The sequence below is a fragment of the Arthrobacter sp. SD76 genome (assembly GCF_049726125.1).
GTDB classification, from domain to species: Bacteria; Actinomycetota; Actinomycetes; order Actinomycetales; family Micrococcaceae; genus Arthrobacter; species Arthrobacter nitrophenolicus.
In genome coordinates this window covers 2,522,561-2,548,983 of record NZ_JBNBLR010000001.1, presented here as the reverse complement: position 1 = coordinate 2,548,983, position 26,423 = coordinate 2,522,561, and the positions used below count along the sequence as shown (strand labels likewise).

The window sequence follows — 26,423 nt, the reverse complement described above, 5'->3', positions numbered from 1 at the left end:
ACTTGAAGTACCGGCGCTGGACGCCGTGCCACACTCCTTCTCCCGCAAAAAGGACACCTGACCATGAGTTCCACCGGATCGAACACGGCCGCGGCCCGGACCGCGCGCATGGAGCGCGCCACCAGTGAGTCGTCCGTGCTCGTGGAGATCAACCTCGACGGTACCGGCGTCTCGGACATCGACACGTCCGTGCCCTTCTATGACCACATGCTGACGGCGCTCTGCAAGCATTCGCTCATCGACATGACGGTCAAGGCCACCGGCGACATCCACATCGACGTCCACCACACCGTGGAGGACGTCGCCATCACGTTCGGTGAGGTGCTGCGCACCGCTCTGGGGAACAAGGCGGGCATCCGCCGGTTCGGCGAAGCCACCGTTCCCCTGGACGAGGCACTGGCCCACGCCGTCGTGGACGTGTCAGGCCGGCCCTACCTTGTGCACGGCGGCGAGCCTGCGGGTCAGGAGTACCACCTGATCGGCGGCCACTTCACCGGCTCGCTGACCCGCCACGTCTTCGAGGCCATCACCCTGCACGCCGGCATCTGCCTGCACATGAACGTCCTCGCCGGCCGCGACCCCCACCACATCGTGGAGGCCCAGTTCAAGGCGTTCGCGCGCGCCCTGCGCGCAGCCGTGGAGCCGGACCCCCGGGTGGAAGGCATCCCCTCCACCAAGGGTGCCCTGTGAGCGGCCAGGTCCTGAAGGACGGCGCAATCATCGATCCGTCCGCCAGCCGGAAACTGCCTTCCCCCGAAGGTAAGCCCACCGTCACGGTGCTGGACTACGGTTCGGGGAACGTCCGCTCGGCGGTGCGTGCTTTGGAACGGGCCGGCGCCGAGGTAGTGCTCAGCGCCAAGCCCGAGGACGTCCTGAACGCCGATGGCCTGGTGGTCCCGGGCGTCGGCGCCTTCGAAACCGTCATGCGGGAACTGAAGGCCGTCGACGGCATCCGCCTCATCGGACGGCGGGTTGCCGGGGCAGGCCAGTCCTCGGGATCTGCGTCGGCCTCCAGGTGCTCTTCGAAGCAGGCGTGGAACACGGCACGGAGGCAGAAGGCATCGGCGAATGGCCCGGCAAGGTGGAACTCCTGCCCGCCGATGTGGTGCCGCACATGGGCTGGAACACGGTCAAGGTCCCCGAAGGCTCGAAGCTTTTCGCCGGCGTCGAGAACGAACGCTTCTACTTCGTGCATTCCTACGGCGTGCAGGAATGGAACTTCGACGTCATCCAGCCCCGCATGGCCCCGCCCCTGGTCACCTGGTCCGAGCACGGCGCCCCCTTCATCGCCGCCGTCGAAAACGGCCCGCTCTGCGCCACGCAGTTCCACCCCGAAAAGTCCGGGGACGCAGGCGCGCGCCTGCTGCGGAACTGGGTCGAGGCCCTGCACCGGCCCGCAGCCCAGCCTGCCGGCGGCAGCCAGGCGGACGCAGCCGGCGGTCCCGCCTAGATGTGGTCCATTGTCCTGATGGGGCTGGCCGGCCTGCTGGTGGGCGGGGCCCTGTCCTTCCGGCAGCAGCACAAGCCGCTCTGGACACAGATTTCGTTCTACGTCCTGGCGGGAATGTCCCTGCTGGCCGCCTACCTGCTGACGCTCCCGGCCGACTGACCGCTGCCAGCCATCCCCTGCACCCAACCCTGAGGAAGAACATGACCACCGCAACTGATCTGCCGGTCCTTGAACTGCTGCCCGCCGTCGACGTCGTGAACGGGCAGGCCGTCCGGCTGGTCCAGGGGGAAGCGGGCAGCGAGACGAGTTACGGCACACCGCTGGAGGCCGCCACCAACTGGCAGCAGCAGGGTGCCGAATGGGTGCACCTGGTGGACCTGGACGCTGCCTTCGGCCGCGGGTCCAACGCCGAGCTGCTGCGGGAAGTGGTTGGCCGGCTGGACATCAAGGTGGAGCTCTCCGGCGGCCTGCGCGACGACGAAACCCTTGAGGCCGCCCTTGGCCTCGGCGTGGCCCGCGTCAACCTCGGCACCGCTGCGCTGGAAAATCCTGACTGGACCCGGCGGGTCATCGAGCGCTTCGGCGACAAGATCGCCGTCGGCCTTGACGTCCGCGGAACCACCCTCGCAGGGCGTGGCTGGACCAAGGAAGGCGGGGACCTCTGGGAGGTCCTGGACCGGCTCGAGGATGCCGGCTGCGCACGGTACGTCGTCACGGACGTCACCAAGGACGGAACGCTGCAGGGCCCGAACGTGGAATTGCTGCGCCAGATGGTGGAGAAGACGGGCAAACCGGTGGTGGCCTCCGGCGGCATCTCCAGCCTGGACGACCTGAAGGTACTGCGCTCCCTGGTTCCCCTCGGCGTCGAAGGCGCCATTGTGGGCAAGGCACTTTATGCGGGCGCGTTCACGCTGCCCGAAGCCCTCGACGTCGCCGGCCGCCGCTAGGCCGCGGACGGCACGGAAGCAGACGCATGGCCAGCGAAGCAGGCACACCCCCATCACGGCAACTGCCGGGGCACATTGCGGCCGCGCTGGCCGGCGCCGGGGGAGCAACGGATTCGGCCGGCAGGCCGTGGGCCGGCCGCAGCCTCGCCGGTGACGACGCCAAAATCCACAACTTCGACGACGACGACGGAACAGCCGACGCCGGCTACCTCGCCGCGGTGGCCGGCCTCCGGGCAGGCACAGGCAGCGAATCGTCCGTCGTCGCCTCCCTCGCCACGGCACGCGTCTTCATTCCCATCGTGGCCCAGCTGGCCGAAGAGGAAGAGTCGGCCCATGGCCTGCAGGCCGACAAACAGGCGGACATGGCCCTGGTCACGCTGAAAGCCGCGGACGGCAGGACCGCCATGCCGGCCTTTACGTCGGCCGCGGCGCTGTCCGCCTGGCATCCCGAGGCCCGCCCGGTTGCCGTCTACGCCGCCCGCGCGGCCCTGTCCGCAGTGGCCGAGGGCGCGGAACTCCTGGTCCTGGACCCGGCGCCGACGTGACGTTCGTGGTCCGCCGGCCCGCAGTTTGGGCCCTTGCGCAGCAGCAGGACTGGGTTCCCTCGTACCTGGACGCAGACCTTGCGGCGGAAATGGGGCGGGCGGCAGGCAGCTTCCCCGCGGTCCGCCGGATCGAACTGATGCCGGGCAGGGGAGTGGCGTCACGGGCCGCGGACGGGACAGCCATTCCGGGCGGCGGAGCCGGACCCGAACTGCAGGTGGTCCTCTACCTCGAAGACGGGCTGGACGCTGGCGGCGTCCAGCAGCTGGTGGCCGGACTCCAGGCGGAGTGGTCGCGGAATGTATTGTTTGGGGAGCGCGTCGACTCAATCGAGATCAAGCTGCGGCGCGCGGCAGAGTAGCCGGCAGCCCGTCGGGATGATCCCCGGTCCGCTGCGGCAGACGTAAGGACCACCTCGTGAATTTCGCCCTCTACCGGGAGCTGCTGTCCGTCCGGCCCATCCGGAGCCTGCTCCTCGTGGGCATGATCGCCCGGATACCCCACTCGGCCGCCGGCGTGCTGCTGACCCTCCATATCGTCCTCACGCTCGGGCAGGGCTATGCCGCCGCCGGTGCCGCGGCGGCCGTCATGACCATTGGTATCGCCCTGGGCGCCCCGTGGCGCGGTCGCCGGGTGGATACCGCCGGGCTGCGCAAGGCTTTGATCCCTTCTGTCATTTCCGAGGCGCTGATCTGGTCCATCGTCCCGCACGTGTCCTACCAGTGGCTCCTCCCGCTGGTCTTCGTCGGTGGCCTGTTGACCCTTCCCATCTTCAGCGTGGTGCGCCAGTCCCTCGGCGTGCTGGCCGACGGCGACCAGCGGCGGACCGCCTACGCCCTTGACGCGATCACCACCGAGATGGTGTTCATGATCGGACCGGCCGCCGGTGCGGTGGTAGCCACCAGCGGGTTTACGACGGCGGGCCTGACGGCCGTGGGCCTGGCCACGTCGCTGGCGGGGCTTTTCCTGATCTGGTTCAACCCGCCCACCCGAAGCCCGGAACAGGCGCCCGGGGAGGGGCAGAGCGAGGCTGACCAGCGCCATGCAGCGGAGGCCGCCATGGTGGCAGCCGCACCGGCCCACCTGCAGGAAGCGGCCGCCGAACTTGGTCCCGCCGCATCCCGAGCGCCGTCCGGCCTGCGCGGCAAGGTCACCCGCAACTTCGCCTGGTTCACGGCAACCGTGGCTGCCCTTTTCGCTGTTGCCGCAGGCGCGGGAATGGTCCTCAGCGGCACCGACGTCGGCATCGTGGCAGCCCTGGAAACAGGCGGCCGCCAGAGCGAAATCGGCATCGTCTTCCTGTTCTGGTGCGCGGCCTCGGTGGTGGGAGGGCTGCTCTACGGTGCCATGCACCGGCCGGTCCCTCCGATCCTCCTGCTGCTCGGCATGGCCGCCCTCACGATCCCCATGGGTTTCGCCTCGGACACCTGGACGCTGGCGCTGCTGTCCATCCTGCCCGGGCTGCTGTGCGCTCCGGTGCTGTCCGCGGCCTCGGAGAAGGTGGCGGACCTCGTCTCCGAGGAACGCCGCGGTGAGGCCATGGGCTGGTACGGCTCAGCCCTCACCGCGGGCGTCGCGCTCGGCTCGCCGCTCGCCGGGGTATTCATCGACGTCATGGGTTCCTCCGGCGGCTTCGTGTCCGTGGGAGTCGCCGGCGTGCTCCTCTGCCTGGTGGGCCTGGTTCTCCAGTTGCGCCGCCGGACAGTTTCGGCCTGACCCGCGTTCGTCGCATCCCGGAGTTTTGTCCAGGTACGGCGACTTCCAGGCCGTCCAAGCCGCCATATCTGGACAAAAACTCCTGCTGGAACGAAGACAACTCCGGTGGGAACGACGACGGCGGGCCGGCCCCGGGAGGGTCGGCCCGCCGTCGCGGTGTGCGGAGGGGATGCAGTCTTAGTTGACGGCTCCGGTGTACTTCTCGCCCGGGCCCTTGCCCGGGGCGTCCGGGATCAGGGACTCTTCGCGGAACGCAAGCTGGAGCGAGCGCAGCCCGTCGCGCAACGGTCCTGCGTGCTGTGAACCGATTTCAGGTGCAGCGGCAGTCACCAGGCCCGCCAGGGCAGTGATCAGCTTGCGCGCCTCGTCCAGGTCCTTCAGCTCCGCGGCGTTTTCCTCGGCGGCAAGGCCAAGCTTGACCGCGGCGGCGCTCATCAGGTGGACAGCGGCGGTAGTGATGACCTCGATGGCCGGCACCTCGGAAATATCCCGGATCTGTTGGGAGACATCGGCGCCGGAGCCGGCGGAGTCGAAAACGTATGAATTACTGTCTGGCGTGCTCATACTGGTAAGCTTGACACAGACCAACTGGATGTCGTTATTTCAGAGACCAGGTTCCCACCGGTGCTTTCGGCGCTGACGGGAATTTTTTCTGTAGGATGGCATGCAGTTTGCAAGCGGAGTTCTCTCCACCCGCGTCAGCCGCTGTTCCGAATGTTCGCTCGAGCATTGTCGGAACTCAAGGTTGCCGGGTACTGGTTGGGCATGGCCCCGGTGTACGCCGGAACCATGCATGTGGTCCCGTTACGGGCCCGCATGTACCAGCCGCCAAGAGGCCTTCGATTGCTCCGGCAATTGGGGGCCTTCTCTATTTGCCGGATTCCACAACAAAAACAGGAGCTTTAACATTAGCGAGCCAAGAATCAATGAGCGTATCCGCGTCCCCGAGGTGCGGCTGGTCGGCCCTGCAGGTGAACAGGTAGGCATCGTCCGTATCGAGGATGCCCTGCGTCTGGCTGCCGAGTCCGACCTTGATCTCGTTGAAGTTGCACCTCAGGCGAAGCCTCCGGTGTGCAAGCTGATGGACTTCGGCAAGTACAAGTACGAGGCCGCGGTCAAGGCACGTGAAGCCCGGAAGAACCAGACGAACACCGTTCTGAAGGAAATCCGTTTCCGCCTGAAGATCGACACCCACGACTACGAGACCAAGCGCGGACACGCACTGCGCTTCCTCGGCGCCGGGGACAAGGTCAAGGCCATGATCCAGTTCCGTGGCCGTGAGCAGCAGCGCCCTGAAATGGGCATCCGCCTGCTCCAGCGCTTCGCCGACGACGTCGCCGAGGTGGGCGTGGTCGAGTCCAGCCCCCGCATCGACGGCCGGAACATGGTCATGGTGGTCGGCCCGCTGAAGAACAAGGCTGAAGCCAAGGCCGAGGCCCGCCGCGCAACGCAGCGTGCTGAAGCAAAGGCGCAGAACGAAGCCAAGGCAGCCGGCCGGATTGACGTTTCCGGCAAGGACCAGGCACCCATGACGCAGTCACTGGCCGACCTGCTGCCTGAAGGTTTCACGACGTCGACTGAAGCGGAAGCACCCGCCGAAGCTCCGGAGCAGACGCCGGCTCCCGCCGTCGAGCCTGCAGCCGCAGCCGAAGCACCCGCGGAAGCACCCCAGGAGGAGGCTCCGAAGCAGGAAGCCCCCAAGGCTGCCGCGCCGGCTCCCAAGCCGGCAGCAACGGAAAAGCCCGAGGCCGCCCCGGCGGCTGCGGCTCCCAAGCCGGCAGCTGTTCCTGCGCCGCCGAAGCCGGTGGCCAGGCCTGCCGCGCCGAAGCCTGCTGCACGCCCTGCCCCCAAGGCAGTGCCGAAGCCGGCTGGCAAGAAGACCACTTAGTTCACAGCTGCCGTAGGTTCCGCCCGACGGCAGACGGCGACCAGCATGCCGCCCTTCGCGGGGCGGCTGCGTGATAGAGCTGCAGGCATAGCCTGCGGAAACGTAAGGAGATCGGTTCCCATGCCGAAGATGAAGACCCACAGTGGTGCTAAGAAGCGCTTCAAGCTGACCGGCAGCGGCAAGCTGCGCCGCCAGCAGGCCAACCGCCGCCACTACCTGGAGCACAAGTCCAGCCGTCTGACCCGCCGCCTTGCCGGCGACAAGATCGTCTTCAAGGGTGACGCCAAGGTCATCCGGAAGATGCTCGGCATCTAATTTCCAAGTTCTTTGGCTGGCACTGACTGGTGCCTGCCACCTGTAAAAAAAGCCTTCTCAGGCCGCCGGGACTCCGGCAGTAGATGCTTGGGATCAGATTTTGAAGGAGTACGCACGTGGCACGTGTGAAGAGGGCGGTCAACGCCCACAAGAAGCGCCGGGTTGTCCTTGAACGGGCGAAGGGCTACCGCGGACAGCGGTCGCGCCTCTACCGCAAGGCAAAAGAGCAGCTGCTGCACTCGTTTGTGTACAGCTACGGCGACCGCAAGAAGAAGAAGGGCGACTTCCGCCGCCTCTGGATCCAGCGCATCAACGCTGCTTCCCGCGCGAACGGCCTGACCTACAACCGCCTCATCCAGGGCCTGAAGGCTGCTGAAGTTGAGGTTGACCGCCGCATGCTTGCAGAGCTGGCCGTCTCCGACGCCAACGCTTTCGCTGCGCTGGTCCAGGTTGCCAAGGACTCGCTGCCGGCCGACACCTCCGCCAAGAAGGTTGTTGCTGCCAAGTAGCAACTGGCCCTTCCCAGGGGCAGTTCAGGAACCGGTGGCAGCAGCCACTAGAGTTCTTCTATGAACAAAACCGGGCGCCCGCAAGACTTTCCACTGTCCAACCCCCGAGCTGATCGGGTCAGGGACGTGGCAAAGCTTGCAGGGCGCCCGGCACGTTTAAAGCGCGGACACTTCCTGGCCGAGGGGCCGCAGGCCGTGCGCGAGGCATTGAAACTGCACCAGGCACGCCTGGCCGCAGGAGCCCCCGGCGTGGTCTCCGAGGTGTTCGCCAGCGAGGCATGCCTGGACCGCTTTCCGGAATTCGAGGAGCTGGCTACGGGAACCAACGCCCGGCTCGCCACGGACGAGGTCCTTGCCGCAATGGCGGACACCGTCAACCCGCAGGGCATCATCGCCGTGTGCCGCTTCCTGGACGTGGCGCTGGAAGAAGTGCTCGACGCCGGGCCCCGCCTGATCGCAGTGCTCTGCCAGGTCCGGGACCCGGGGAACGCCGGAACAGTACTGCGGGCGGCCGACTCGGCCGGTGCCGACGCGGTTGTCCTCACCGCGTCCAGCGTGGACATCTACAACCCCAAGGCCGTCCGCTCGACGGCCGGTTCCCTGTTCCACCTGCCGGTGGTGCTGGGGGCTGATGCTGCAGCAGTTGCTGCCGCCTGCAAGGCCAGGGGAATCGGGATCCTGGCTGCGGACGGCTACGGCACCCTGAACCTGGACGCGCTGCAGGACGAGAATGCCAGGCGGAGGCTGACGGGTGCCGGTCCGGAATCCGCGTACGACCTTGCCGCGCCCACAGCCTGGTTGTTCGGCAACGAAGCACAGGGGCTCTCCCCGGACGAGCTGGAACTCGCCGACCACCGCGTTGCCGTTCCCGTCTACGGTGCCGCCGAGAGCCTCAACCTTGGCACCGCCGCCACGGTCTGCCTCTATGCCAGTGCGCGTTCGCAGCAGCCGGCCTCAGTCGCTACCTGATCCGCTGTTGGGGGATAACGGGCACAGATGAAGGCCCCGGGTTGTCCGGGGCCTTGGTGAATGAATCCCAGCTGGGAGCATCAGGGTGCGCGGGTGGCCTTTCCGCGTCCGGTGATGGCTCCGTAGATGCCGGCAACAACAAGGCCGCCAACGATTGCGAGAATCCAGGTGCCGAGGTCAAAGAAGGCGAGCTCGCCCCGGTTGAACAGGAGGCTGCCGATCCAGCCGCCAACGATGGCTCCCACCACGCCCAGTACCAGGCTGGTGACCCAACCGCCGCCGACCCGTCCGGGCATGACCGCCTTGACGATGGCCCCTACGATGAGGCCGAGAATAATCCAAGCAAGAAAACCCATGTCTCCTCCTTATGTTTACCGGGATTTAATAGCCCCGATGAGCCTCAAGCTAACATAACGGCCCCTTGATGTCAGCAGGCTTTTGACCCGCTTCCGGGGAACGCCTTAGCCCGGGCGGCAGGCGTTGGAGGGCCCCGGAGCCCGTAGGGGGTGCCGGGGCGTAGGCTGTTCCGTGACCCTCGATGCGGGGCAGGCTGGTGGGGTTTCCTTCGGGTTACGGCACGGCTTAGGCAGCCAGCGGCTTCTGGCGTTCCAGCATGCCGCTGAGAAGGGCGACGCCGAGTCCCAGGATTGCGAGGACGGCGCCAAGCAGGGCAGGTGCCACGTAGCCCCAGCCCAGTGCGATGACCAGTCCGCCCAGGAAGGCGCCCAGGGCATTGGCGACGTTCAGGGCGGCGTGGTTCAGCGACGACGCCAGCGAGGGGGCATCCGGGGAGGCGTCCAGCAGGCGGGTCTGCAGGGCGGGGATCAGCATGGACCCGGAGGCGCCCACCACGAACACCATGGCAAAAGCCGACCATGGCCAGTGTGCGGCCACCGCGTAGACCACCAGGGCCACGGAGATGGCGGGCAGCACCTTGTAGAGGGTGCCCATGACCGACTTGTCAGCGATCCGCCCGCCCACGATGTTTCCGGCCACCATGCCCAGCCCGTAGAGCGCCACCACCAGGGGAATCAAGGAGGACGGGATCCGGCCACCTGGGTCATGGTGTGCGCGATGTAGGTGTAGGTGGCGAAGAAACCGCCGAATCCCACCACGCCGATCAGGATTGCCAGCCACACCTGGAGCCGCTTGAGCGCACCGAGTTCCCGGATGATGCTCGCGTCGGGATGGGCTGCCTGGAACGGGACGAACCGCCATACCAGGGCCAGGGTCAGCAGGCCGATGAGACCCACCAGGACAAAGAGCAGCCGCCAGCCGTAGGTCTGGCCCAGCCAGGTGGCGAACGGCACGCCAACCACGTTGGAGATGCTGAGCCCCGCCATCACCATTGAGATGGCCCAGCCCCGCCTGGTGGGCGGAACAGGGAAGCGGCGATCACCGCAGCGACGCCGAAAAAGGCGCCGTGGGGCAGGCCGGCAGCGAAGCGGGACACCAGCATGGTCCCGTAGTCCGGCGCCAGGAAGGACGTCAGGTTCGCCACGGTGAAGAACAGCATCAGGCCGAGGGCAAGATGCTTGCGCGGAAGCCTGGCGCCCACGGCGGCGAGCAGTGGCGCCCCCACCACCACGCCCAGGGCATAGGCGGAGATGAGGTGCCCGGCTTCGGGGGTGCTGATGCCCAGGCCTTGTTCCACTTCCTTCAGCAGGCCCATCATGGTGAATTCGGTGACGCCGATGCCCACGCCGCCCATGGCAAGGGCAATGATGGCCATGGCCAGGTTGTGGGAGGTGGCGGGGGCTGCCGTGGACGTGGAAAGGGCGCTGCTCATGTGCCTGCTTTTCAAAAAGGGTTGCTGACGGAACTGGTGCTGCCACGGCGATGGGGCGGGAAGGACGGGGTCCGGAGGCGGAAACCCCGGAGGGGATAGCTGTATTCCCCGGCCCGGCGGGAGGAACTCCGGGTGCTCCCATTGTCCCCCATAGAATGGGGCGGTGACTGAACTGATACGGGTGGTGGGCGGAGCCATCGTGGACAGCCTGGCTGAACCGGCCATGCTGCTGGTGGCCCGGCGCAGCGCGCCGGAAAGCCTTGCAGGCATGTGGGAATTCCCGGGCGGCAAGGTGGAGCCGGGCGAGGACGCCGAGACGGCACTCGTGCGGGAACTGCTCGAGGAGCTGGGCGTGGGGGTCCGGCTGGGTAACGAGTTGCCCGCCCCGGATGCCAACGGCTGGCCACTGAATGAGCGCTCCGCCATGCGGGTGTGGTTCGCCGAGGTTACCCGTGGAGAGCCGCGGCCCCTGGAAGACCACGATCAACTTCGGTGGCTGCCGCTTGCCGATCCCGCGGCGGTGCTTGGCCTGCCTTGGATCCCCGCGGACTTCCCGATTGTCCGCGCGCTGCTCGAGAAGGTGTCAGTGCCTGCCGGCGGCGCCCGAACCTAGAAACCCGGACCTAGAAAAGGGTTGGCTGCCCGGCCTGTCCGCCGGACCGGACCGGTCCCGGCGCCTGGCTTCCTGGCGCTTCCGGAATGATCCCTGCCGGATACTCGGCTTCTTCGCCGCGGGGATCGTCGAGGTCCCGGTGGCTGAATCCCGAGGAATGCGTGAACCCGTGCCTGGCCTTGAAGTAGCGGACCTTCCCGGCAAGCCAGCCCCGGTACTCCTTGGACGCATAGGATCCGGTGCCGTACAGCTGCCGGTAGCGGCCCACCAGCCCGGGGTGGTTTGCGGCCAGCCATGTCAGGAACCATTCGCGGGTGCCCGGCTTCAGGTACAGGGCTCCGGCGGTCACGCCCGTGGCGCCCGCTGCAGCCAGCGAGGCGAAGAGCGCGTCCAGCGCCTCATCGCTGTCCGAAAGCCAGGGAAGGATGGGCATGGCCATCACTCCGCAGGGGAGCCCGGCCTCACGAAGCCGGCTCACCAGCTTGAGCCGTGCCCGCGGGCCCGGCGTCCCCGGCTCGATTGCTTCGGACAACGCCTCGTTGGTCATGGCCAGCGATATTCCGAGGCCCACCGGAACCTGGGTGGCAGCGACTTTAAGCAGCGGGATATCCCGCGCCAGTAGCGTGCCCTTGGTAAGGATGGACAGGGGAGTGCCTGAATCGGCAAGTGCCGAAATGATGCCTGGCAGGAGCTTGTACCGTCCCTCGGCCCGCTGGTAGGGTCCGTGTTGGTGCCGAGCGCCACTTGTTGCCGTGTCCACGAGGGTTTGGCCAGTTCCTTGCGGAGGACTTCAGCCGCATTCACCTTGACTACCACCTGGCTGTCAAAGTCCAGGCCGGCGTCGAAATCCAGGTATGTGTGGCTCTTGCGGGCGAAGCAGTAGACGCACGCGTGGCTGCAGCCGCGGTAAGGGTTCACCGTCCATTCAAAGGGCATGCGCGAACCTGCCGGAACCTTGTTGAGCACCGATTTTGCGGTGACCTCATGGAAGGTGATGCCGGCGAATTCCGGAGTGGTCACCGAGCGGACCAGCCCCGCCAGCGGGAGGAGGGCGGACCGGGCCCCGCGGCCTCCGCGGCCGGAGCCGGAACCAGTGCTTGGGCGTCCCATCTCATGCCCCCATTCGAAAACATGTTCGAATGAATGTCAAGGCCGGCAGGCTCAGGCGGGCGCCAGGCTGGCCAGTTCCCACATCACTGTGACCGCCGTTTCCACCCGGCTTGTTCCGGGCTCCACCGCGATGGCCTCGGCCGCGCTGGCGCGCTGGAACCCAGCCAGGGGAACAGGCACTTGTCCGGGGGCGTGCTCGGTCACGGACAGTACACGTCCCAGCCCGGCCGAGGCCAGGGCGGCGAACTGTCGTGCGGCCTGCAGGGCGTCTTCCCAGGCGGCCGCCCGGGCGCGCTCCCTAACCGCCGAGTCATCGGCAAGGGTGAGTTGAAGACTGTTGAGGCGAACGGCGTTGCCGCCTGCCCGGACAGCTTCCCCGATCAGGCCGGACACGGCGGCGGCATCCCGCAGTCGGACGCCAAGCGAGCTGGAGGCAACATAGCCTGCCACCTGCTGTCCTTCGCCCTCGCGCCACACGTAGTCCGCCCGCACGTTCAGGCCCGTCGACTGGACATCGGCGGCGGCCACGCCCCCGGCGCGCAGGGCCTCCGTAACCGACGCCAGGGCTGCGCCGGCAGCGGAATAAGCGGCATCGACGGAAGCGGCCCGGGTCTCCACCCCCAGGGTAACGAGCGTCAGGTCAGGGGCCGTTTCCGCGCGCCCGGTTCCCGTCACCGTGACAGTTCCGGCAGGCCCGCTCGGTTGAGCGCTGCCCACCGTGATTGTGCCCATGGTGCTCACGCCCGTGCTTCCGGCAGCCGGCGGGACTGGCCGCGCGACGGGTAGCCGCCGGCGGCCAGCCCCGCGTGCCGCTCGAAAGGATTCGCGGTCCCCGGATTCCCGGTCCGCAGGACGGACCAGCCCGCGGCCAGGAGATACAGGGGAAGGAAAGGAATGCCACCGCACCAGGCGTACTGCGTGCAGTGCCGCTCCTCGTGGCCAAGCAGCCCGGGCACGGTCAGGAGGTCCTCTGCCGGTCCGCGGAACAGGACCACGTTTCCAAGGGTGAAGGCCCGGGCGAAGGGCAGGCGCCAGCGGTATCCGCCGGCCAGTACCAGTCCGCGGGGCCCGGGGGCAGGCTGTGTGCGCGCAGCCGCGGCCACCGCGAGTCCCAGCACCGTGCTGCCGTTGGCCAGGTTGACTGCCTTCCGCAGCCGCTGGGCAGCGGTCAGCGGCGGTAGGGATCCCGGGCGCCGCCGCAGTGTCATGAGGCCATGGTAGCCGGAGGGTTCAACTAGACTGGAGGGCAGTGCCCGCAGGTTTTGCCGGCGGGCCCTGACCTGGTCATTGAATGTACTGAATTTGAGGACATTCATCCATGACCTGCCAGTGACGGACGCGCCGCCGGGAAACCGTGCAGGACGCTCTGCTCACCGGCAGCCACGACTCGTAGCTAAGAACAGTAGATGACTGAAACTTTGCCGGGCGCCGCTGCACCGAACCCCACGGATGAAGCCGCCATCAATGCCGCTGTAGACCAGGCCATCACCGCCATTGCCGGTGCGGCCACCCTTGACGAGCTGAAGGCGGTGAGGCTCGCGCACACGGGGGAGAAGTCCCCGCTCAGCCTCGCAAACCGCGAAATTGGCAAGCTGCCGAAAGACCAGAAGGCGCTCGCCGGTAAATTGATGGGCGCGTCCCGCGGACGGGTCAACAAGGCGCTCGCCGACCGCACGGCCGTGCTGGAAGCGGAAAACGACGCGCGGATCCTCCTCGAGGAGACGGTGGACGTCACGGCGGCCCCGCGCCGCCGTCGCGCCGGTGCCCGGCACCCGCTGTCCACGCTCCAGGACCGCGTGGCGGACATCTTCGTGGGCATGGGCTGGGAAATCGCCGAGGGCCCGGAAGTCGAGTCCGAATGGTTCAACTTCGATGCCCTGAACTTCAAGCCGGACCACCCGGCGCGCGAAATGCAGGACACCTTCTTCGTGGAACCCCCCGAAGCGCACCTCCTCATGCGCACGCACACCTCCCCGGTACAGGTGCGCTCCATGCTGGAGCGCGAGGTGCCCATCTATGTGCTCTGCCCGGGCAAGGTGTTCCGGACCGACGAACTGGATGCCACCCACACCCCGGTGTTCCACCAGTTCGAGGGCCTGGCGATCGACAGGAACCTCAGCATGGCCGACCTCCGCGGCACGCTGGAGCACTTCGCCCGGCAGATGTTCGGTGACGAGGCCCAGATCCGGCTGCGTCCCAACTACTTCCCGTTCACCGAGCCGTCCGCCGAGCTGGACATCTTCCACCCCGGCGCCAAGGGCGGTCCGCGCTGGATCGAATGGGGCGGCTGCGGCATGGTCAACCCCAACGTGCTCCGCGCCGCGGGCATCGACCCGGACGTCTATTCAGGTTTTGCCTTCGGCATGGGCATCGAACGCACCCTCATGTTCCGCAACGAGGTGGGGGACATGCGCGACATGATCGAAGGCGATGTACGTTTTAGCGAGCACTTCGGGATGGAGATCTAACAGTGCGTATCCCACTTTCCTGGCTGCGTGAATTCGCAGAGGTACCGGCCGGAGCAACGGCCGAAGACGTCATGGCCGAACTGGTCAAGGTCGGGTTCGAAGAAGAGGACGTGCACCGTCCCACCGATGCCCTGCAGGGCCCCATCGTGGTGGGCCAGGTCCTCAGCCTGGTCAAGGAACCGCAGAGCAACGGCAAGACCATCAACTGGTGCCAGGTCCGGGTTGTCCCCGAAGGGCAGGAACAGAAGCTCACCGGCAAGGGCATCGACCCGTCCGGCGTGCAGGGCATCATCTGCGGCGCCCACAACTTCGTTGAAGGCGACAAGGTGGTGGTCACCCTTCCGGGTGCCGTGCTGCCCGGCAACTTCCAGATCTCCGCCCGGAAGACGTACGGCCACCTGTCCGCGGGCATGATCGCCTCGGTGCGGGAACTGGGCATCGGCGAGGACCACGACGGCATCCTGGTGCTGTCCCGCATCGGCCTGGATCCCGAGGTCGGCACAGACGCCATGGAGCTCTTGGGCCTCTATGACCAGGCCGCCGAAATCAACGTCACCCCGGACCGCGGCTACGCCTTCTCCATCCGGGGCGTCGCCCGCGAGTACGCACACGCCACCGGCACCACCTTCACCGATCCCGCGGCAAAGGTCCAGGTCCCGGCGGAGCTGTCCGGCGGCTACGGCGTCAAGCTGAACGACGACGCGCCCATTTACGGCAAGCCCGGCTGCGACCGCTTCGTGGCACGCACCGTCCGCGGCGTGGACGCTACCCGCCCCACCCCGCCGTGGATGGTGTCCCGGCTGCGGCTGGCCGGTATCCGCTCCATCTCGCTTCCGGTGGACATCTCCAACTACGTCATGCTCGAACTGGGCCAGCCCACGCACTGCTACGACCTGGACAAACTGTCCGGGGACATCGTGGTGCGGCGCGCCGCCGCCGGTGAGAAGATCACCACCCTCGATGACAAGGAACGCACCCTCGACGCCGAGGACCTGCTCATCACCGACGATTCCGGTGCCATTGGCATCGCCGGCGTGATGGGCGGGGCGGCAACCGAGGTGGGCGATTCGACGTCGAACATCCTGGTGGAGGCAGCGCACTTCGACGAGGTGTCCATTTCCCGGTCCCGGCGCCGGCACAAGCTGCCGTCCGAAGCGTCCAAGCGGTTCGAACGCGGCGTCGACTGGCAGGTGGCCGGCGTGGCCGCCCAGCGTGTGGTGGACCTGCTGGTGGAGCTGGCCGGCGGCACGGCGGACACGACCGGCACGGATGTGGGCACCGCCCCGGACACCGTGACCATCGAGCTGCCTGCAGGGTTTGCCGCGGCCCGGATCGGCATCGACTTCACCGAGGAACAGATCGTTACGTCCCTGGAGGACCTGGGCGCGGCCGTCGTGAAGAACGACGGCGGCTGGACGGTGACTGCCCCGAGCTGGCGCCACGACCTGGAGACCAAGGAAGACCTTTCCGAGGAGATCGCCCGGCTGGTGGGCTACGACAAGATCCCCGCCACCCTGCCCGTGGCACCTCCCGGCCGCGGCCTGACCCGCGTGCAGCAGCAGCGCCGCCGCCTGATCCAGGCGCTGGCGGACGCCGGGCTCACCGAGGTGCTGTCCTACCCGTTCGTCTCCAAGGCAGCCAACGACACCTTCGGTGTGGCCGAGGAGGGTGCTGCCCGCAGCGCCGTGAAGCTGGCCAACCCCATCAGCGAGGAGCAGGGCTACCTGCGCACCTCCATCCTGCCGGGACTGATCGAGGTGGCCAAGCGCAACCACTCGCGTGGCTTCCGGGACCTGGCGCTGTTCGAGTCCGGCCTGGTCTTCCTGCCGGACGGGACGGTGGGCACCGCCTCCATCCCGCCGCTGGGCGCCAAACCCGCCGACGATGTGCTGGACGCGCTGTACGACGGCGTTCCGGCCCAGCCGTTCCACGTCGCCGCCGTCCTCACCGGGCACGATTCGCCGGCGGCAGCGGCCCACACCCCCCGGGTCTGGGACTGGGCGGACGCACTGGACGTCGCACGCCTGGCCGGTGACGTGCTCGGCGTCGAGCTGGTGGTGACGCAGGACAGCCACCAGGCCTTCCACCCGGGCCGTGCTGCCCGGCTGTCGCTGCGCAGCGGTGAAGTGGTGGGCTACGCGGGCGAGCTGCACCCCAAGCTGCTTGCCGCCGCGGACATGCCCGCGCGGTCCGTGGCCCTGGAACTCAACGCCGACGCTCTGTTCGAGGCCGCGCCGGATGTCATCGTCGCCCGCCACATCTCCCCGTTCCCGGTAGCCACCCAGGACGTGGCGCTCGTGGTGCCCGCTGATGTCCCTGCGGACGATGTGCTGGCCGCGCTCCGCGAGGGCGCCGGCGAACTGCTGGAGGACGTTGCATTGTTCGACGTCTATGCCGGCAAGGGGATCGAGGACGGGAAGAAATCGCTGGCTTTCGGGCTGCGCTTCCGCGCCGCGGACCGGACGCTGACGGCTGACGAAGCATCGGCCGCACGCGAAAGTGCAGTGGCCCTCGCCGCAGAACGGTTCGGGGCAGTCCAGCGCTAGCCGCGGCCACGGAACATTTGCCCATGAGGCATCCAAGGGGCGGGGCGGCATGGCACCGGAGCTAGTGGTGCATGCCGTCCCGCCCTTTGCTGTGCCCGGGGAAGCCGAACGGGTCCGGCGGGACGCCGAAACGGTTCTTGACGGGCCTGAACTGGCCCGGGCCCGGGCCATGGAACCGGAAGCGCGGGACCGGTTCCTGGCCGGGCGGCTTGGGCAGCGGCTGTTCGTGGCTGGCCTCCTCGCGGTGCACCCCGGACGCCTGGCCGCCAGTTACAGCTGCCCTTCCTGCGGCAGCGGACCGGCTGTCAGCCACGGACGGCCGCGCTACCTGCTCGACGGCGTGCCGGCGCCGGTGGCGTTCAGCGCTTCCCGGGCAGCCGGCTGGACCCTGCTCGCCGCCATGGTCGGGGCGGCGCCTGGATTCCGGCTGGGGGTGGACCTTGAGGATCCCGCCCGGACGGGCTTTGCCGGGTTTACGGCGCTGGCACTCACACCCGCCGAGCAGCGGGCTGTGGGCCACCTTTCGGGGACTGCCCTGCTGGCGGAGCGGGCCCGGCTGTGGGCCCGGAAAGAAGCCTGGCTGAAAATGACCGGGGAGGGCCTGCGTACCGCGCCGTCCGCGGTGGATGTCCTGGCGCGCGCCGGGATCCGGGACCTGGTGCCCGCGGAAACGGGCCTGCCTCCCGGCCTGGCGGCCGCCGTCGCACTGTCCGGCTAGGAAACCCTGGCCAGCGGCAGCGGCGGCAGTGATTCCTCATAAAGCCACGGGTGCAGCAGGGCCTCGGCGTCGACGGCGGTGGCCCGGTTGATGGCGAGGATGAAGTCATGAGTGCCGACCGACCCGTGCCGGTGGGCAGCGGTCCATTCCTGCAGCAGGGCAAAGAATGCCAGGTCCCCGCATGCCATCCGGACGGCATGCAGCGCCAGCGCACCCCGCTTGTACACCCGGTCATCGAACATGTGCTCCGGGCCCGGATCGCCCACCAGGATGTCCTGCGCGTCCGCCTCCAGCCGGTGCCAGGCGGCCCCGGCGCGGCCGGCCACCGTCATGACGCCGGCTTCCTCGGACCAGATCCACTCGGCGTAGCAGGCAAAGCCTTCGTGCAGCCAGATGTCCTGCCAGGTTGCTGCCGTCAGCGAGTTTCCGAACCACTGGTGCGAGAGTTCGTGCGCGATGAGCCGCTGCGACTCCCAGTCCGGGTCCAGGTGGTTCGGTCCCAGGATGGACAGGCCCTGGGCCTCCAGCGGGATTTCCAGCTCGTCCTCCGTCACCACCACTGTGTACCCGGGGAACGGGTACGGGCCGAAGCAACTGGTGAACGTCCGCATCATGGCCGGTTGCAGGGCAAGGCCTGTCCGCGCGCGCCCCGCAAGGGCCGGGGTAACGGCAACATGCTGCGGGACTGCGGGGGCGTGCCGGCCCGCGTCCAGCTCCAGCAGCCCGTACCGGCCGATCTGCACGGTGGCAAGGTAGGTGGCCATGGGCTCCGCCTGCTCGTAGACCCAGGTCTCGCGGCTGGAGCGGGTGGTCCGCGACTGGAAGACCCCGTTGCAGACCGCCCGGTAATTCGCGTCCGTGGTGACCGTGAACCCGTAGCTGGCCTTGTTCCGGGGGTGGTCGTTGCAGGGGAACCAGGAGGGAGCGCCATTGGGCTGGCCCGCCACCAGGACGCCGTCGGACAGCTCTTCCCAGCCCACCTCGCCCCAGAGTCCGCGCCGGGGTGCCGGGTTGCCCTCGTACCGGATGTCCAGCGTGAACCGCTGCCCGGGCTGGAAGCCTGCCTGCCCGGCCACCACCAGCTGGCCGGCGCGCTGGCTGAAGCGCCCCGCCTTCCGCCCGTCCAGCTGCACCTTGGTGGCACGCAGGTTTCCGGCCAGGTCCAGGACAATGGCCGACGCCGGCACCTGGGCAACGCCGTACAGCACCGCCCTGCCGCTGAGCCGGTTGCTGCTGACTTTGTAGTCAAGCTCCAGTTCGTAGCGTTCAACCCGATATGCGTTGCTTCCCGCCCCGGGCAGGTAGGGGTCGGGAGCCGCGGGAAGGGTTGCTGCCGGGACGCTTCCGCCGGCCTCTGCTGGAAAACTCATCAATACCTTTGGTCGATCAAAGCTGTGCGGGACCACTCCAGGGACTGACCGGGTTGCCCATCCAGTACGTCGCCGCCGGCACAGTTTCGCCGCGCATCACCAGCGATGCCGGGCCCACCGTGCCGCCGGCCCCAATCGCGGCCTGCGGAAGGATCACCCCGTGCGGGCCCATGGTCGCCCCGTCCTCGAGCGTAACAGCGTCCATGCTCATCACGCGGTCGTGGAAGAGGTGGGTCTGCACCACGCAGCCGCGGTTGACGGTGGCGTTCCGGCCCAGGGACACCAGGTCGGCCTCCGGCAGCCAGTAGCTTTCGCACCAGGTGCCCGCGCCGATTTTGGCGCCAAGGGCACGCAGCCACCAGACCAGTGCGGGCGTGCCCGTGGCCGCGCGTGCAAACCACGGCGCACTGACCATCTCGATGAAGGTGTCCACCACCTCGTTGCGCCAGATAAAGGAACTCCACAGCGGGTGTTCGCCCGCCCGGATCCGGCCCACCAGCACCCACTTGGCGAGGACGGACGCCCCGGCCGCCACCGCGCCGGCCAGGAGCATGACCACCCCGCTGAGGAGGGCAGCCACCCCGTAGTTGAACGCCGTGGCCAGCTGGTCAAAAGCCAGCATGATGCCCGCGGCAATGGCCACCGAGAGCGCCACCGGGACAAACCTGCAGAGCTCCCACAGGGCGCGGGCCACCTTCAGCCGGAGCGGCGGTTGGTACGTGCGGGTGTCGTCCGAGGCGATGGCGGTGCGCCGCAGCCGGACCGGGGGGCTGCCCAGCCATGACGTGCCGGACTTTGCCTTGGCCGGGGTGGCGGAGAGGACCGCCACCAGCGAGTTCTTGGGCACGCTCCGCCCGGCCGCGGTCATGCCTGAGTTGCCGAGGAAGGAGCGCTTGCCGATCTTGGCCGGCGCCACCCGCAGCCAGCCGCCGTCGAGCTCGTACGAGGCCACCATCGTGTCATCCGCCAGGAAAGCCCCCTCGCCCACGGTGGTCATCGAGGGGATCAGCAGCACCGTGGACGCTTCCACGTTCCTGCCGATCTTCGCGCCCAGCAGCCGCAGCCATACAGGGGTGAAGAGGCTGGCGTAGAGGGGGAACAGCAGGTCCCGTGCCAGGTCCAGCACCCGTTCCGTGGCCCAGACCTGCCAGCCCACACGGCTGCGGACCCGGTGGTAGCCCTCGGTGAGCCCGATGCTCAGGAGCCGGGTGGTGGCCAGGACGAGCAGGGCGTTGGTGAGGAACCAGGCCAGGGCGGCCGGCGGCAGCGCCAGGGCCAGCTGGGGGAGCGCCGCCGAGAGTGACGTGCTGCCCTGGATGAACAGGTACGCCACACCCGCGGCGGCGGCCGCAGATAGATACGGAAGGACAGCCAGGCAGGCGGAGGCGCCGGCAAATCCGGCGAACCACAGCCTGGCCTGCAGCGGTGTCCGGGCAGGGGCGTCAGGCAGGGACCGTTTGGCCTTGCCGCGCCGCTGCGCGGGGGACCCGGCCACCAGATGGCCCGCCTTCACCTTGCCGAGCACGGCGGAACCGGCCTCCACCTGGGCGCCCGCTCCAATGGATGCGCCGGGCATCAGGGTGCTGCGGGCTCCCACCGTGGCGCCGGCACCGATCCGGATGGCGCCGATGTGCACTGTGTCGCCGTCGATCCACCAGCCGGACAGGTCAACCTCGGGTTCCACGTTGGCGCCGCTGCCCAGGGACAGCAGGCCCGTGACGGGCGGCAGCGAGTGGAGCTGGACGTCCTTGCCGATCCGGGCTCCGAGTGCCCGGGCGTAGGAGGGGACCCAGGGTGCGCTGGCCAGGCTGATGGCACCGGACAGGTCCTGGATCTGCTCTGCCAGCCAGAGGCGCAGGTGGACGCGGCCGGAGCGCGGATAGGTTCCCGGGGTGACACCCCGGAGCAGGAACCTGGCAGCCGCCACCGAGATCAGCATCCGGCCGGGAGGGCTGACGAAGACCAGCCAGGATGCTGCCACCCACCACCAGGAAACGGTGGGTGCCGCGGTGAACCCGGCCAGCGCGGCAAGGATGTTGTTCCCGGCCATGAGGTACGTCAGCCAGCGCATCCCCACCAGGACGTGCAGCGGCACACCCATCAGGGTCTGGAAAACCTGGGACTTCCGTGCGGTCGGCCGCACCTGGCGGTCGGGTGCGGGGCCGGTGGCGCCGTCGGGAAGGGAGAGCCGTGCGGCCTCCACCAGGGCGCCGACGCGGGGGGTGGCGTAAATGTCCGCCACAGTGATGGTGGGGTAGCGCACGCGCAGCGCGGATACCAGCTGGGCCGCGGAGAGCGAGCCGCCGCCGTAGGCGAAGAAGTCCGCGTCGAGGGAGCTTACTGGACTGCCCAGGACGGCGCTCCACTGGTCCACGATCCAGGCCCGCGTCTTCGGGAAGGTTCAGCGGCGCGGCGTCAGCCTCGGCGGCACCGGCACCGGCACCGGCACCGGCGCCGGCACCGGGAAGGGGCCAGGGCAGGGCATGGCGGTCCACTTTGCCGCTGGTTTTGGTGGGCAGCGAGTCCACCACCGTGAGCATCGGCACCAGTGCCGCGGGCAGGCTGGCGGCCAGCTGCTCCCGGGCAGCGGCCAGGTCAAGGTCCTGCCCGGAGGTTGGGCCAGGTAACCCACCAGGATCTGGTTGCCGGCTGCGGTGGTCTGCACGGCGGCAGCAGCGCCGGCAACGTCCGGGAGGGCCTGCAGCGCCGCATCCACCTCGCCCAGCTCAATCCGGCGGCCGCCCAGCTTCACCTGCTCGTCGGCCCGCCCCTGGAAGACCAGTCCGGCCTGTTCAAACCGGACCAGGTCCCCGGAACGGTAGGCCCGCTCCCAGCCCAGGGCCGGCATCGGCGCATATTTCTCCGCGTCCCTGGCCGGGTCCAGGTAGCGGGCGAGCCCCACGCCGCCAATGATCAGTTCGCCCACCTCACCCTCGGCCACCGGTACTGCATCCGCATCGACGACGGCCAGGTCCAGCCGTCGAGCGGCAGGCCGATCCGGACAGGTCCCGGACCGCCCAGCCGCGCGGCGCACGCTACCACCGTTGCTTCCGTGGGGCCGTACGTGTTCCAGACCTCCCGGCCCTCCACGGCAAGGCGGCCGGCAAGCTCCGGCGGGCAGGCCTCCCCGCCGAAAATCAGCAGGCGGACGTTCTCAAGGGATTCTGCGGGCCAGAGCGCCGCAAGGGTGGGCACGGTGGAGACGGCGGTGATCCCGTGGTTGATCAGCCACGGTCCGAGGTCCATGCCGGTGCGCACCAGGGCACGTGGAGCGGGGACCAGGCAGGCCCCGTGGCGCCAGGCAAGCCACATCTCCTCGCAGGATGCGTCGAAGGCCACCGAGAGTCCGGCCAGGACCCGGTCCTGGGGGCCCAGGGGTTCGTCCCGGAGGAAGATCCTTGCCTCGGCATCCACGAACGCTGCTGCCGAGCGGTGGCTGACGGCAACGCCCTTCGGCGTCCCCGTGGATCCGGAGGTGAAGATGACCCAGGCGTCGTCGCCGGGGACCGGCGGCCGGGCGCCGGTGAAGGGTGCCGTCCGGCCGGAAGCGGCAAGGTCCACGCCGCGGAGCACGCCACCGGCTTCCAGGACGCCGGCCACCCTGGCTTCCCCGAAGACCAGCCTGGCGCGCTCCTCCGGGTCGTCCGCATCCACGGGGACGTAGGCCGCGCCCACGAGGAGCACAGCGAGGATGGCAACGTACAGCTCGTTGGTGCCGGACGGGATCCGCACCCCTATCCTGTCGCCGGCGCCAAGGCCGGCCTGGTGCAGCCGCCGTGCCGCCGCCCGGACTTCGGCCATCAGCTGGGCGTAACTGAGCGGGCGGCGGCCGTCATCCAGGGCGGATGCCTCCGGGAAGCGGGCCGCGGTGTCCTGCAGGATGTCGATCAGCGTCCGGGCCGGGGGAGCCGCCAGGGATCCCGGCATCTGGGGCTGATGGGTGGAAGGGGCATCCTCGAGGGGGACCTGCTGCTGAGTCACTGGGGCATTCTGCCCGTGCCAGATGAACAGAAGATGTACCGGCCGGCCAAACTCCGGGTTTCCGCGGTCCGGGCATTCGCCTGTTGTTCATTTCCGGCCTGCCGCCGGCCGCTGCGGAGCCGCCCCCGTCCCGGCAGGAGTTTGGCCCGCGGTCCGTGGCGCTTTACGGAACAGGAGCACCTTGCCGGTGGTGCGCCGGCCCTCCAGGTCCCGGTGGGCCTGTGCCGCCTGCGACAGCGGATAGCGGGCGCCGATCCGGACCTTCAGGCTGCCGTCAGCGGCCGCTGTAAAGATCTCATTGGAGCGCCAGCGCCGCTCGGCGGCGTCCCGCAAATGATGGGCGATGGTGGGCCTGGTGAGGAACAGGGATCCGCCGGAATTGAGCCGCTGCGGGTCCACGGGCGGGACGGGGCCGGAGGCGGCCCCGAAGAGCACCAGCGTCCCGCGCACCCGCAGGGCGTCGAGGGAGCCGTCAAAGGTATCCTTCCCCACGCCGTCGTACACGACGTCCGCGCCGGTGCCGCCGGTGATTTCCCTGACGTGCTGCGCGAACCGGTCGTACCTCACCACGTGGTCAGCGCCTGCGGCATGCGCAAGCTGCTCCTTTTCATCGGTGGAGACAGTGGTGATGACCTCCGCCCCGCGCGACTTCAGCATCTGGATCAGGAGCAATCCCACGCCGCCGGCGCCGGCATGCAGCAGGACGGTGTGCCCGGGCTCCACCTTGAAGGTGGAGTTCATCAGGAAGTGTGCCGTCATTCCCTGCAGGGGAAGGGCTGCCGCCGTAAAGTCGTCAAGTCCGCGGGGAACAGGCAACGCGGCGTCCTCGGACACCAGCATGTAGTCCGCGTAGGAGTTAACGCCTTCGGCAGTGGCCACCCGGTCGCCAACGGAGAAGGCGGTGACCCCTTCTCCCACAGCCTCCACGGTGCCGGCCGCTTCCGACCCCGGGGTGAACGGGAACGGGACCTTGTAGGTGCCGCTGCGCTTGTACGTGTCGATGAAGTTGACGCCGGCCGCCCGCACCTTCACCAGCAGCTGCCGGGGACCCGGCGCCGGGGGTTCGGACTCCTCGTACACAAGGACTTCCGGTCCGCCTGCCTGCCGTGCGACGATTGCGTGCGTCATTGCTCCCCTTTCCAGGACCCGGCGCTTCCGGTTCCCGATGCTGTCACCCATCCTAGGGATACCCGGAAGCGGGGAGGCAAGGTCATGCATAAATATCGGACATGATGCATAACTATTGCTGTATAGTCGGAGGCATGACTATTTCTGTTGCAGTGTCGGGCGCCAGCGGTTACGCCGGGGGAGAGGTCCTCCGCCTCCTGGCCGGACACCCGGACGTCACCATCGGCGCCATCACGGCGCACAGCAACGCGGGCTCGCGCCTCGGCGAACTGCAGCCGCACCTGCACGGCCTCGCCAGCCGCATCCTGGAAGACACCACCGTGGAGAACCTGTCCGGCCACGACGTCGTCTTCCTCGCCCTGCCGCACGGCGCCTCCGCCGAAATCGCCGCCCAGCTGCCGGAAGGGACGGTGGTGATCGACGCCGGCGCCGACCACCGCCTCCAGGACCCGGCCGCATGGAGAAGTTCTACGGCTCCGCCCACGCCGGCACCTGGCCGTACGGCCTGCCCGAGCTCCCCGGCCAGCGCGAGGCGCTCAAGGGCGCCACCCGGATCGCCGTGCCCGGCTGCTACCCGACGTCGGCCCTGCTGGCGCTGACACCCGGGTTCGCCGCCGGGCTGCTGCAGCCCGACGACGTCGTCATCGTGTCCGCGTCCGGCACCTCCGGCGCGGGCAAGGCCGCGAAGGTCAACCTCATCGGCGCGGAAGTGATGGGCTCGATGAGCCCTTACGGTGTAGGTGGCGGGCACCGCCACACCCCCGAGATAGAGCAAGGACTGTCCAACGCGGCCCGTGAACAGGTCAGCGTGTCCTTCACGCCCACGCTGGCACCCATGAGCCGGGGCATCCTCACCACCGCAACGGCCAAGGTCAAGCCCGGTATAACGGCAGAGCAGCTCCGCCAGGCCTGGGCCGACGCCTACGACGATGAGCCCTTTGTGCACCTGCTGCCCGAGGGCCAGTGGCCCGGCACCAAGAGCGTGCAGGGATCGAACCACGCCGCCATGCAGCTGGCCTTCGACGCCCATGCCGGCCGCGTCATCGTCACCTGCGCCATCGACAACCTCACCAAGGGCACCGCCGGCGGCGCCGTCCAGTCCATGAACATCGCACTCGGCCTGCAGGAAACCGCCGGCCTCGACCTGCAGGGAGTAGCCCCGTGACCGTCACCACCCCCCAGGGATTCCGCGCCGCCGGCGTCACCGCCGGACTCAAGGCGTCCGGCAAGCCGGACCTCGCGCTGGTGGTCAATGACGGCCCGTCCAAGGCCGCGGCAGCCGTGTTCACCAGCAACCGGGTGGCCGCGGCTCCCGTCCACTGGTCCCGCCAGGTGGTCTCCGACGGCCGGGTGGATGCCGTGGTGCTGAACTCCGGCGGCGCCAACGCGTGCACCGGCCCCACCGGTTTCCAGAACACCCACAGCACCGCCGAGAAGGTAGCCGAGGTCCTGGGAATCTCGGCCACCGACGTCTTTGTCTGCTCCACGGGCCTGATCGGCGAACAGCTCCCGATGGACAAGATCCTGCCCGGTGTAGAGGCCGCTGCCGCTGCCCTCAGCACTGATGGCGGGCCGGAGGCCGGCACCGCCATCATGACAACGGATTCCGTCCCCAAGTCAGCGCTGTTCATCGGCACTGACGCGGACGGCCAGGAATTCAGCATCGGCGGCATCGCCAAGGGTGCCGGCATGCTGGCGCCCGGCCTGGCCACCATGCTGGTGGTCCTGACCACCGACGCCGCGGTGGAACCGGAGCTGCTCGACGTCGCCCTCCGGGACGCCACCCGCATCACCTTCGACCGCGCCGATTCCGACGGCTGCATGTCCACCAATGACACCGTGGTCCTGCTGTCCTCCGGAGCTTCCGGCGCGGTGCCCGCCACCGATGTCTTCACCGACGGACTGACCAAGGTCTGCGCCGAGCTGGCACGCAAACTCATCGCAGACGCCGAAGGCGCCAGCCACGACATCGCCATCCGGACCTTCAACGCCGCCAGTGAAGCCGACGCCGAAGCCGTCAGCCGCTCGGTGGCCCGGTCCAACCTCTTCAAGGCCGCCATCTTCGGCAAGGATCCCAACTGGGGGCGCGTGCTCTCAGCAGTGGGTACCACCGACGCAGCATTCGAGCCGGACCAGCTCAATGTGGCCATGAACGGCATCCAGATCTGCCGCAACGGCAGCATCGGCGACGACCGGAGCCTGGTCAACCTGGAACCGCGCGAGGTTTTGGTGGAGATCGACCTGCAGGCCGGTGACGCGGAAGCGACCATCTGGACCAACGACCTCACCCACGACTACGTGCACGAGAACAGCGCCTACTCCAGCTAGCACCGTTTCAGCCATTGCCGACCGCGGAAGAGACA

The 26,423-nt window shown here is 68.5% G+C and carries 19 protein-coding genes and 6 pseudogenes; 16 read left to right on the top strand and 9 right to left on the bottom strand.

All coding sequences use genetic code 11. From position 1 onward, the window contains the following. Positions 1 to 63 precede the first annotated feature (63 nt). From hisB to ACPEE0_RS12415, 6 genes and pseudogenes are all read left to right on the top strand, one after another. The gene (gene hisB, locus ACPEE0_RS12440) at positions 64 to 690 is read left to right on the top strand and encodes an imidazoleglycerol-phosphate dehydratase HisB (protein ID WP_407709361.1); all 627 of its coding nucleotides are present in this window, start codon (positions 64 to 66) and stop codon (positions 688 to 690) included. After that, positions 687 to 1,450: pseudogene (hisH, locus tag ACPEE0_RS12435) on the top strand (imidazole glycerol phosphate synthase subunit HisH). The gene hisB and the pseudogene hisH overlap by 4 nt, the downstream one beginning before the upstream one ends. After that, a complete protein-coding gene (locus ACPEE0_RS12430; RefSeq protein ID WP_407709363.1) occupies positions 1,451 to 1,609 on the top strand; it encodes a hypothetical protein in 159 nt (52 codons plus the stop codon). A 41-nt stretch (positions 1,610 to 1,650) separates the two neighbouring features. Next, complete coding sequence (gene priA / locus ACPEE0_RS12425; protein WP_133349862.1) at positions 1,651 to 2,397, top strand: bifunctional 1-(5-phosphoribosyl)-5-((5-phosphoribosylamino)methylideneamino)imidazole-4-carboxamide isomerase/phosphoribosylanthranilate isomerase PriA; 747 nt, start codon at positions 1,651 to 1,653, stop codon at positions 2,395 to 2,397. Positions 2,398 to 2,423: 26 nt separating this feature from the next. After that, positions 2,424 to 3,301 (top strand): annotated as a pseudogene (locus ACPEE0_RS12420) (SseB family protein). A gap of 56 nt (positions 3,302 to 3,357) precedes the next feature. Next, positions 3,358 to 4,656: an MFS transporter gene (locus ACPEE0_RS12415; protein WP_407709365.1), complete on the top strand. Its 1,299-nt coding sequence runs from the start codon at positions 3,358 to 3,360 to the stop codon at positions 4,654 to 4,656. A gap of 177 nt (positions 4,657 to 4,833) precedes the next feature. Here ACPEE0_RS12415 and ACPEE0_RS12410 read toward each other — a convergent pair whose 3' ends face one another. Beyond that, the gene (locus tag ACPEE0_RS12410; protein ID WP_009358637.1) at positions 4,834 to 5,220 is read right to left on the bottom strand and encodes a DUF1844 domain-containing protein; all 387 of its coding nucleotides are present in this window, start codon (positions 5,218 to 5,220) and stop codon (positions 4,834 to 4,836) included. 385 nt (positions 5,221 to 5,605) lie between these two features. Here ACPEE0_RS12410 and infC point away from each other — a divergent pair, with 385 nt between their 5' ends. The 4 genes from infC to ACPEE0_RS12390 all read left to right on the top strand — a co-directional run bounded on the left by infC (position 5,606) and on the right by ACPEE0_RS12390 (position 8,337). Next, a complete protein-coding gene (gene infC, locus ACPEE0_RS12405; protein ID WP_009358636.1) occupies positions 5,606 to 6,544 on the top strand; it encodes a translation initiation factor IF-3 in 939 nt (312 codons plus the stop codon). A gap of 120 nt (positions 6,545 to 6,664) precedes the next feature. Beyond that, a complete protein-coding gene (gene rpmI / locus ACPEE0_RS12400) occupies positions 6,665 to 6,859 on the top strand; it encodes a 50S ribosomal protein L35 (protein ID WP_009358635.1) in 195 nt (64 codons plus the stop codon). A 116-nt stretch (positions 6,860 to 6,975) separates the two neighbouring features. Next, positions 6,976 to 7,368 carry a 50S ribosomal protein L20 gene (gene rplT, locus ACPEE0_RS12395; protein WP_009358634.1) on the top strand — a complete coding sequence of 131 codons (393 nt, stop codon included), beginning with the start codon at positions 6,976 to 6,978 and terminating at the stop codon, positions 7,366 to 7,368. A 60-nt stretch (positions 7,369 to 7,428) separates the two neighbouring features. Beyond that, entirely contained in the window at positions 7,429 to 8,337 is a 909-nt protein-coding gene (locus tag ACPEE0_RS12390; RefSeq protein ID WP_407709366.1) for a TrmH family RNA methyltransferase, read from the top strand. Positions 8,338 to 8,417: 80 nt separating this feature from the next. Here ACPEE0_RS12390 and ACPEE0_RS12385 read toward each other — a convergent pair whose 3' ends face one another. Both ACPEE0_RS12385 and ACPEE0_RS12380 read right to left on the bottom strand, forming a co-directional pair. Beyond that, positions 8,418 to 8,693 (bottom strand): GlsB/YeaQ/YmgE family stress response membrane protein, encoded by a 276-nt coding sequence (locus ACPEE0_RS12385; protein WP_407709367.1) that lies wholly within the window; start codon positions 8,691 to 8,693, stop codon positions 8,418 to 8,420. A 226-nt stretch (positions 8,694 to 8,919) separates the two neighbouring features. After that, positions 8,920 to 10,126, bottom strand: a pseudogene (locus ACPEE0_RS12380) (MFS transporter). A 163-nt stretch (positions 10,127 to 10,289) separates the two neighbouring features. On the opposite strand from ACPEE0_RS12380, the gene ACPEE0_RS12375 reads away from it, so the two are divergent. After that, positions 10,290 to 10,739 (top strand): (deoxy)nucleoside triphosphate pyrophosphohydrolase, encoded by a 450-nt coding sequence (locus tag ACPEE0_RS12375; RefSeq protein ID WP_424574574.1) that lies wholly within the window; start codon positions 10,290 to 10,292, stop codon positions 10,737 to 10,739. A gap of 10 nt (positions 10,740 to 10,749) precedes the next feature. Here the strand turns inward: ACPEE0_RS12375 and ACPEE0_RS12370 are convergent. From ACPEE0_RS12370 to ACPEE0_RS12360, 3 genes and pseudogenes are all read right to left on the bottom strand, one after another. Continuing rightward, positions 10,750 to 11,854 (bottom strand): annotated as a pseudogene (locus tag ACPEE0_RS12370) (Rv2578c family radical SAM protein). Positions 11,855 to 11,900: 46 nt separating this feature from the next. Continuing rightward, positions 11,901 to 12,581 (bottom strand): SIMPL domain-containing protein, encoded by a 681-nt coding sequence (locus ACPEE0_RS12365; protein WP_424575276.1) that lies wholly within the window; start codon positions 12,579 to 12,581, stop codon positions 11,901 to 11,903. Positions 12,582 to 12,586: 5 nt separating this feature from the next. Then, a complete protein-coding gene (locus ACPEE0_RS12360; protein ID WP_424574573.1) occupies positions 12,587 to 13,165 on the bottom strand; it encodes a hypothetical protein in 579 nt (192 codons plus the stop codon). Positions 13,166 to 13,255: 90 nt separating this feature from the next. On the opposite strand from ACPEE0_RS12360, the gene pheS reads away from it, so the two are divergent. Genes pheS through ACPEE0_RS12345 form a run of 3 tightly spaced genes read left to right on the top strand, consistent with a single transcriptional unit; the run spans position 13,256 to position 17,581 of the window. After that, positions 13,256 to 14,317 carry a phenylalanine--tRNA ligase subunit alpha gene (gene pheS / locus ACPEE0_RS12355; RefSeq protein ID WP_009358627.1) on the top strand — a complete coding sequence of 354 codons (1,062 nt, stop codon included), beginning with the start codon at positions 13,256 to 13,258 and terminating at the stop codon, positions 14,315 to 14,317. Positions 14,318 to 14,319: 2 nt separating this feature from the next. Then, a complete protein-coding gene (gene pheT, locus ACPEE0_RS12350; protein WP_407709372.1) occupies positions 14,320 to 16,863 on the top strand; it encodes a phenylalanine--tRNA ligase subunit beta in 2,544 nt (847 codons plus the stop codon). A 49-nt stretch (positions 16,864 to 16,912) separates the two neighbouring features. Continuing rightward, a complete protein-coding gene (locus tag ACPEE0_RS12345; RefSeq protein ID WP_009358626.1) occupies positions 16,913 to 17,581 on the top strand; it encodes a 4'-phosphopantetheinyl transferase family protein in 669 nt (222 codons plus the stop codon). Here the strand turns inward: ACPEE0_RS12345 and ACPEE0_RS12340 are convergent. The 3 genes and pseudogenes from ACPEE0_RS12340 to ACPEE0_RS12330 form a co-directional block, all read right to left on the bottom strand. Next, entirely contained in the window at positions 17,578 to 18,951 is a 1,374-nt protein-coding gene (locus ACPEE0_RS12340; protein ID WP_354175582.1) for a M1 family metallopeptidase, read from the bottom strand. The two genes, ACPEE0_RS12345 and ACPEE0_RS12340, sit on opposite strands and share 4 nt — an antisense overlap. Positions 18,952 to 18,967: 16 nt before the next feature. After that, a pseudogene (locus ACPEE0_RS12335) lies at positions 18,968 to 22,878 on the bottom strand (Pls/PosA family non-ribosomal peptide synthetase). A gap of 141 nt (positions 22,879 to 23,019) precedes the next feature. After that, on the bottom strand, positions 23,020 to 24,060 hold the full coding sequence (locus tag ACPEE0_RS12330) for a quinone oxidoreductase family protein (protein WP_424574572.1): 1,041 nt from the start codon (positions 24,058 to 24,060) through the stop codon (positions 23,020 to 23,022). A gap of 134 nt (positions 24,061 to 24,194) precedes the next feature. Between ACPEE0_RS12330 and argC the strand changes: the two are divergent. Continuing rightward, a pseudogene (argC, locus tag ACPEE0_RS12325) lies at positions 24,195 to 25,225 on the top strand (N-acetyl-gamma-glutamyl-phosphate reductase). Continuing rightward, positions 25,222 to 26,388 (top strand): bifunctional glutamate N-acetyltransferase/amino-acid acetyltransferase ArgJ, encoded by a 1,167-nt coding sequence (argJ, locus tag ACPEE0_RS12320; RefSeq protein ID WP_354177383.1) that lies wholly within the window; start codon positions 25,222 to 25,224, stop codon positions 26,386 to 26,388. Before argC ends, argJ begins: the two are co-directional and overlap by 4 nt. Positions 26,389 to 26,423: the final 35 nt, after the last annotated feature.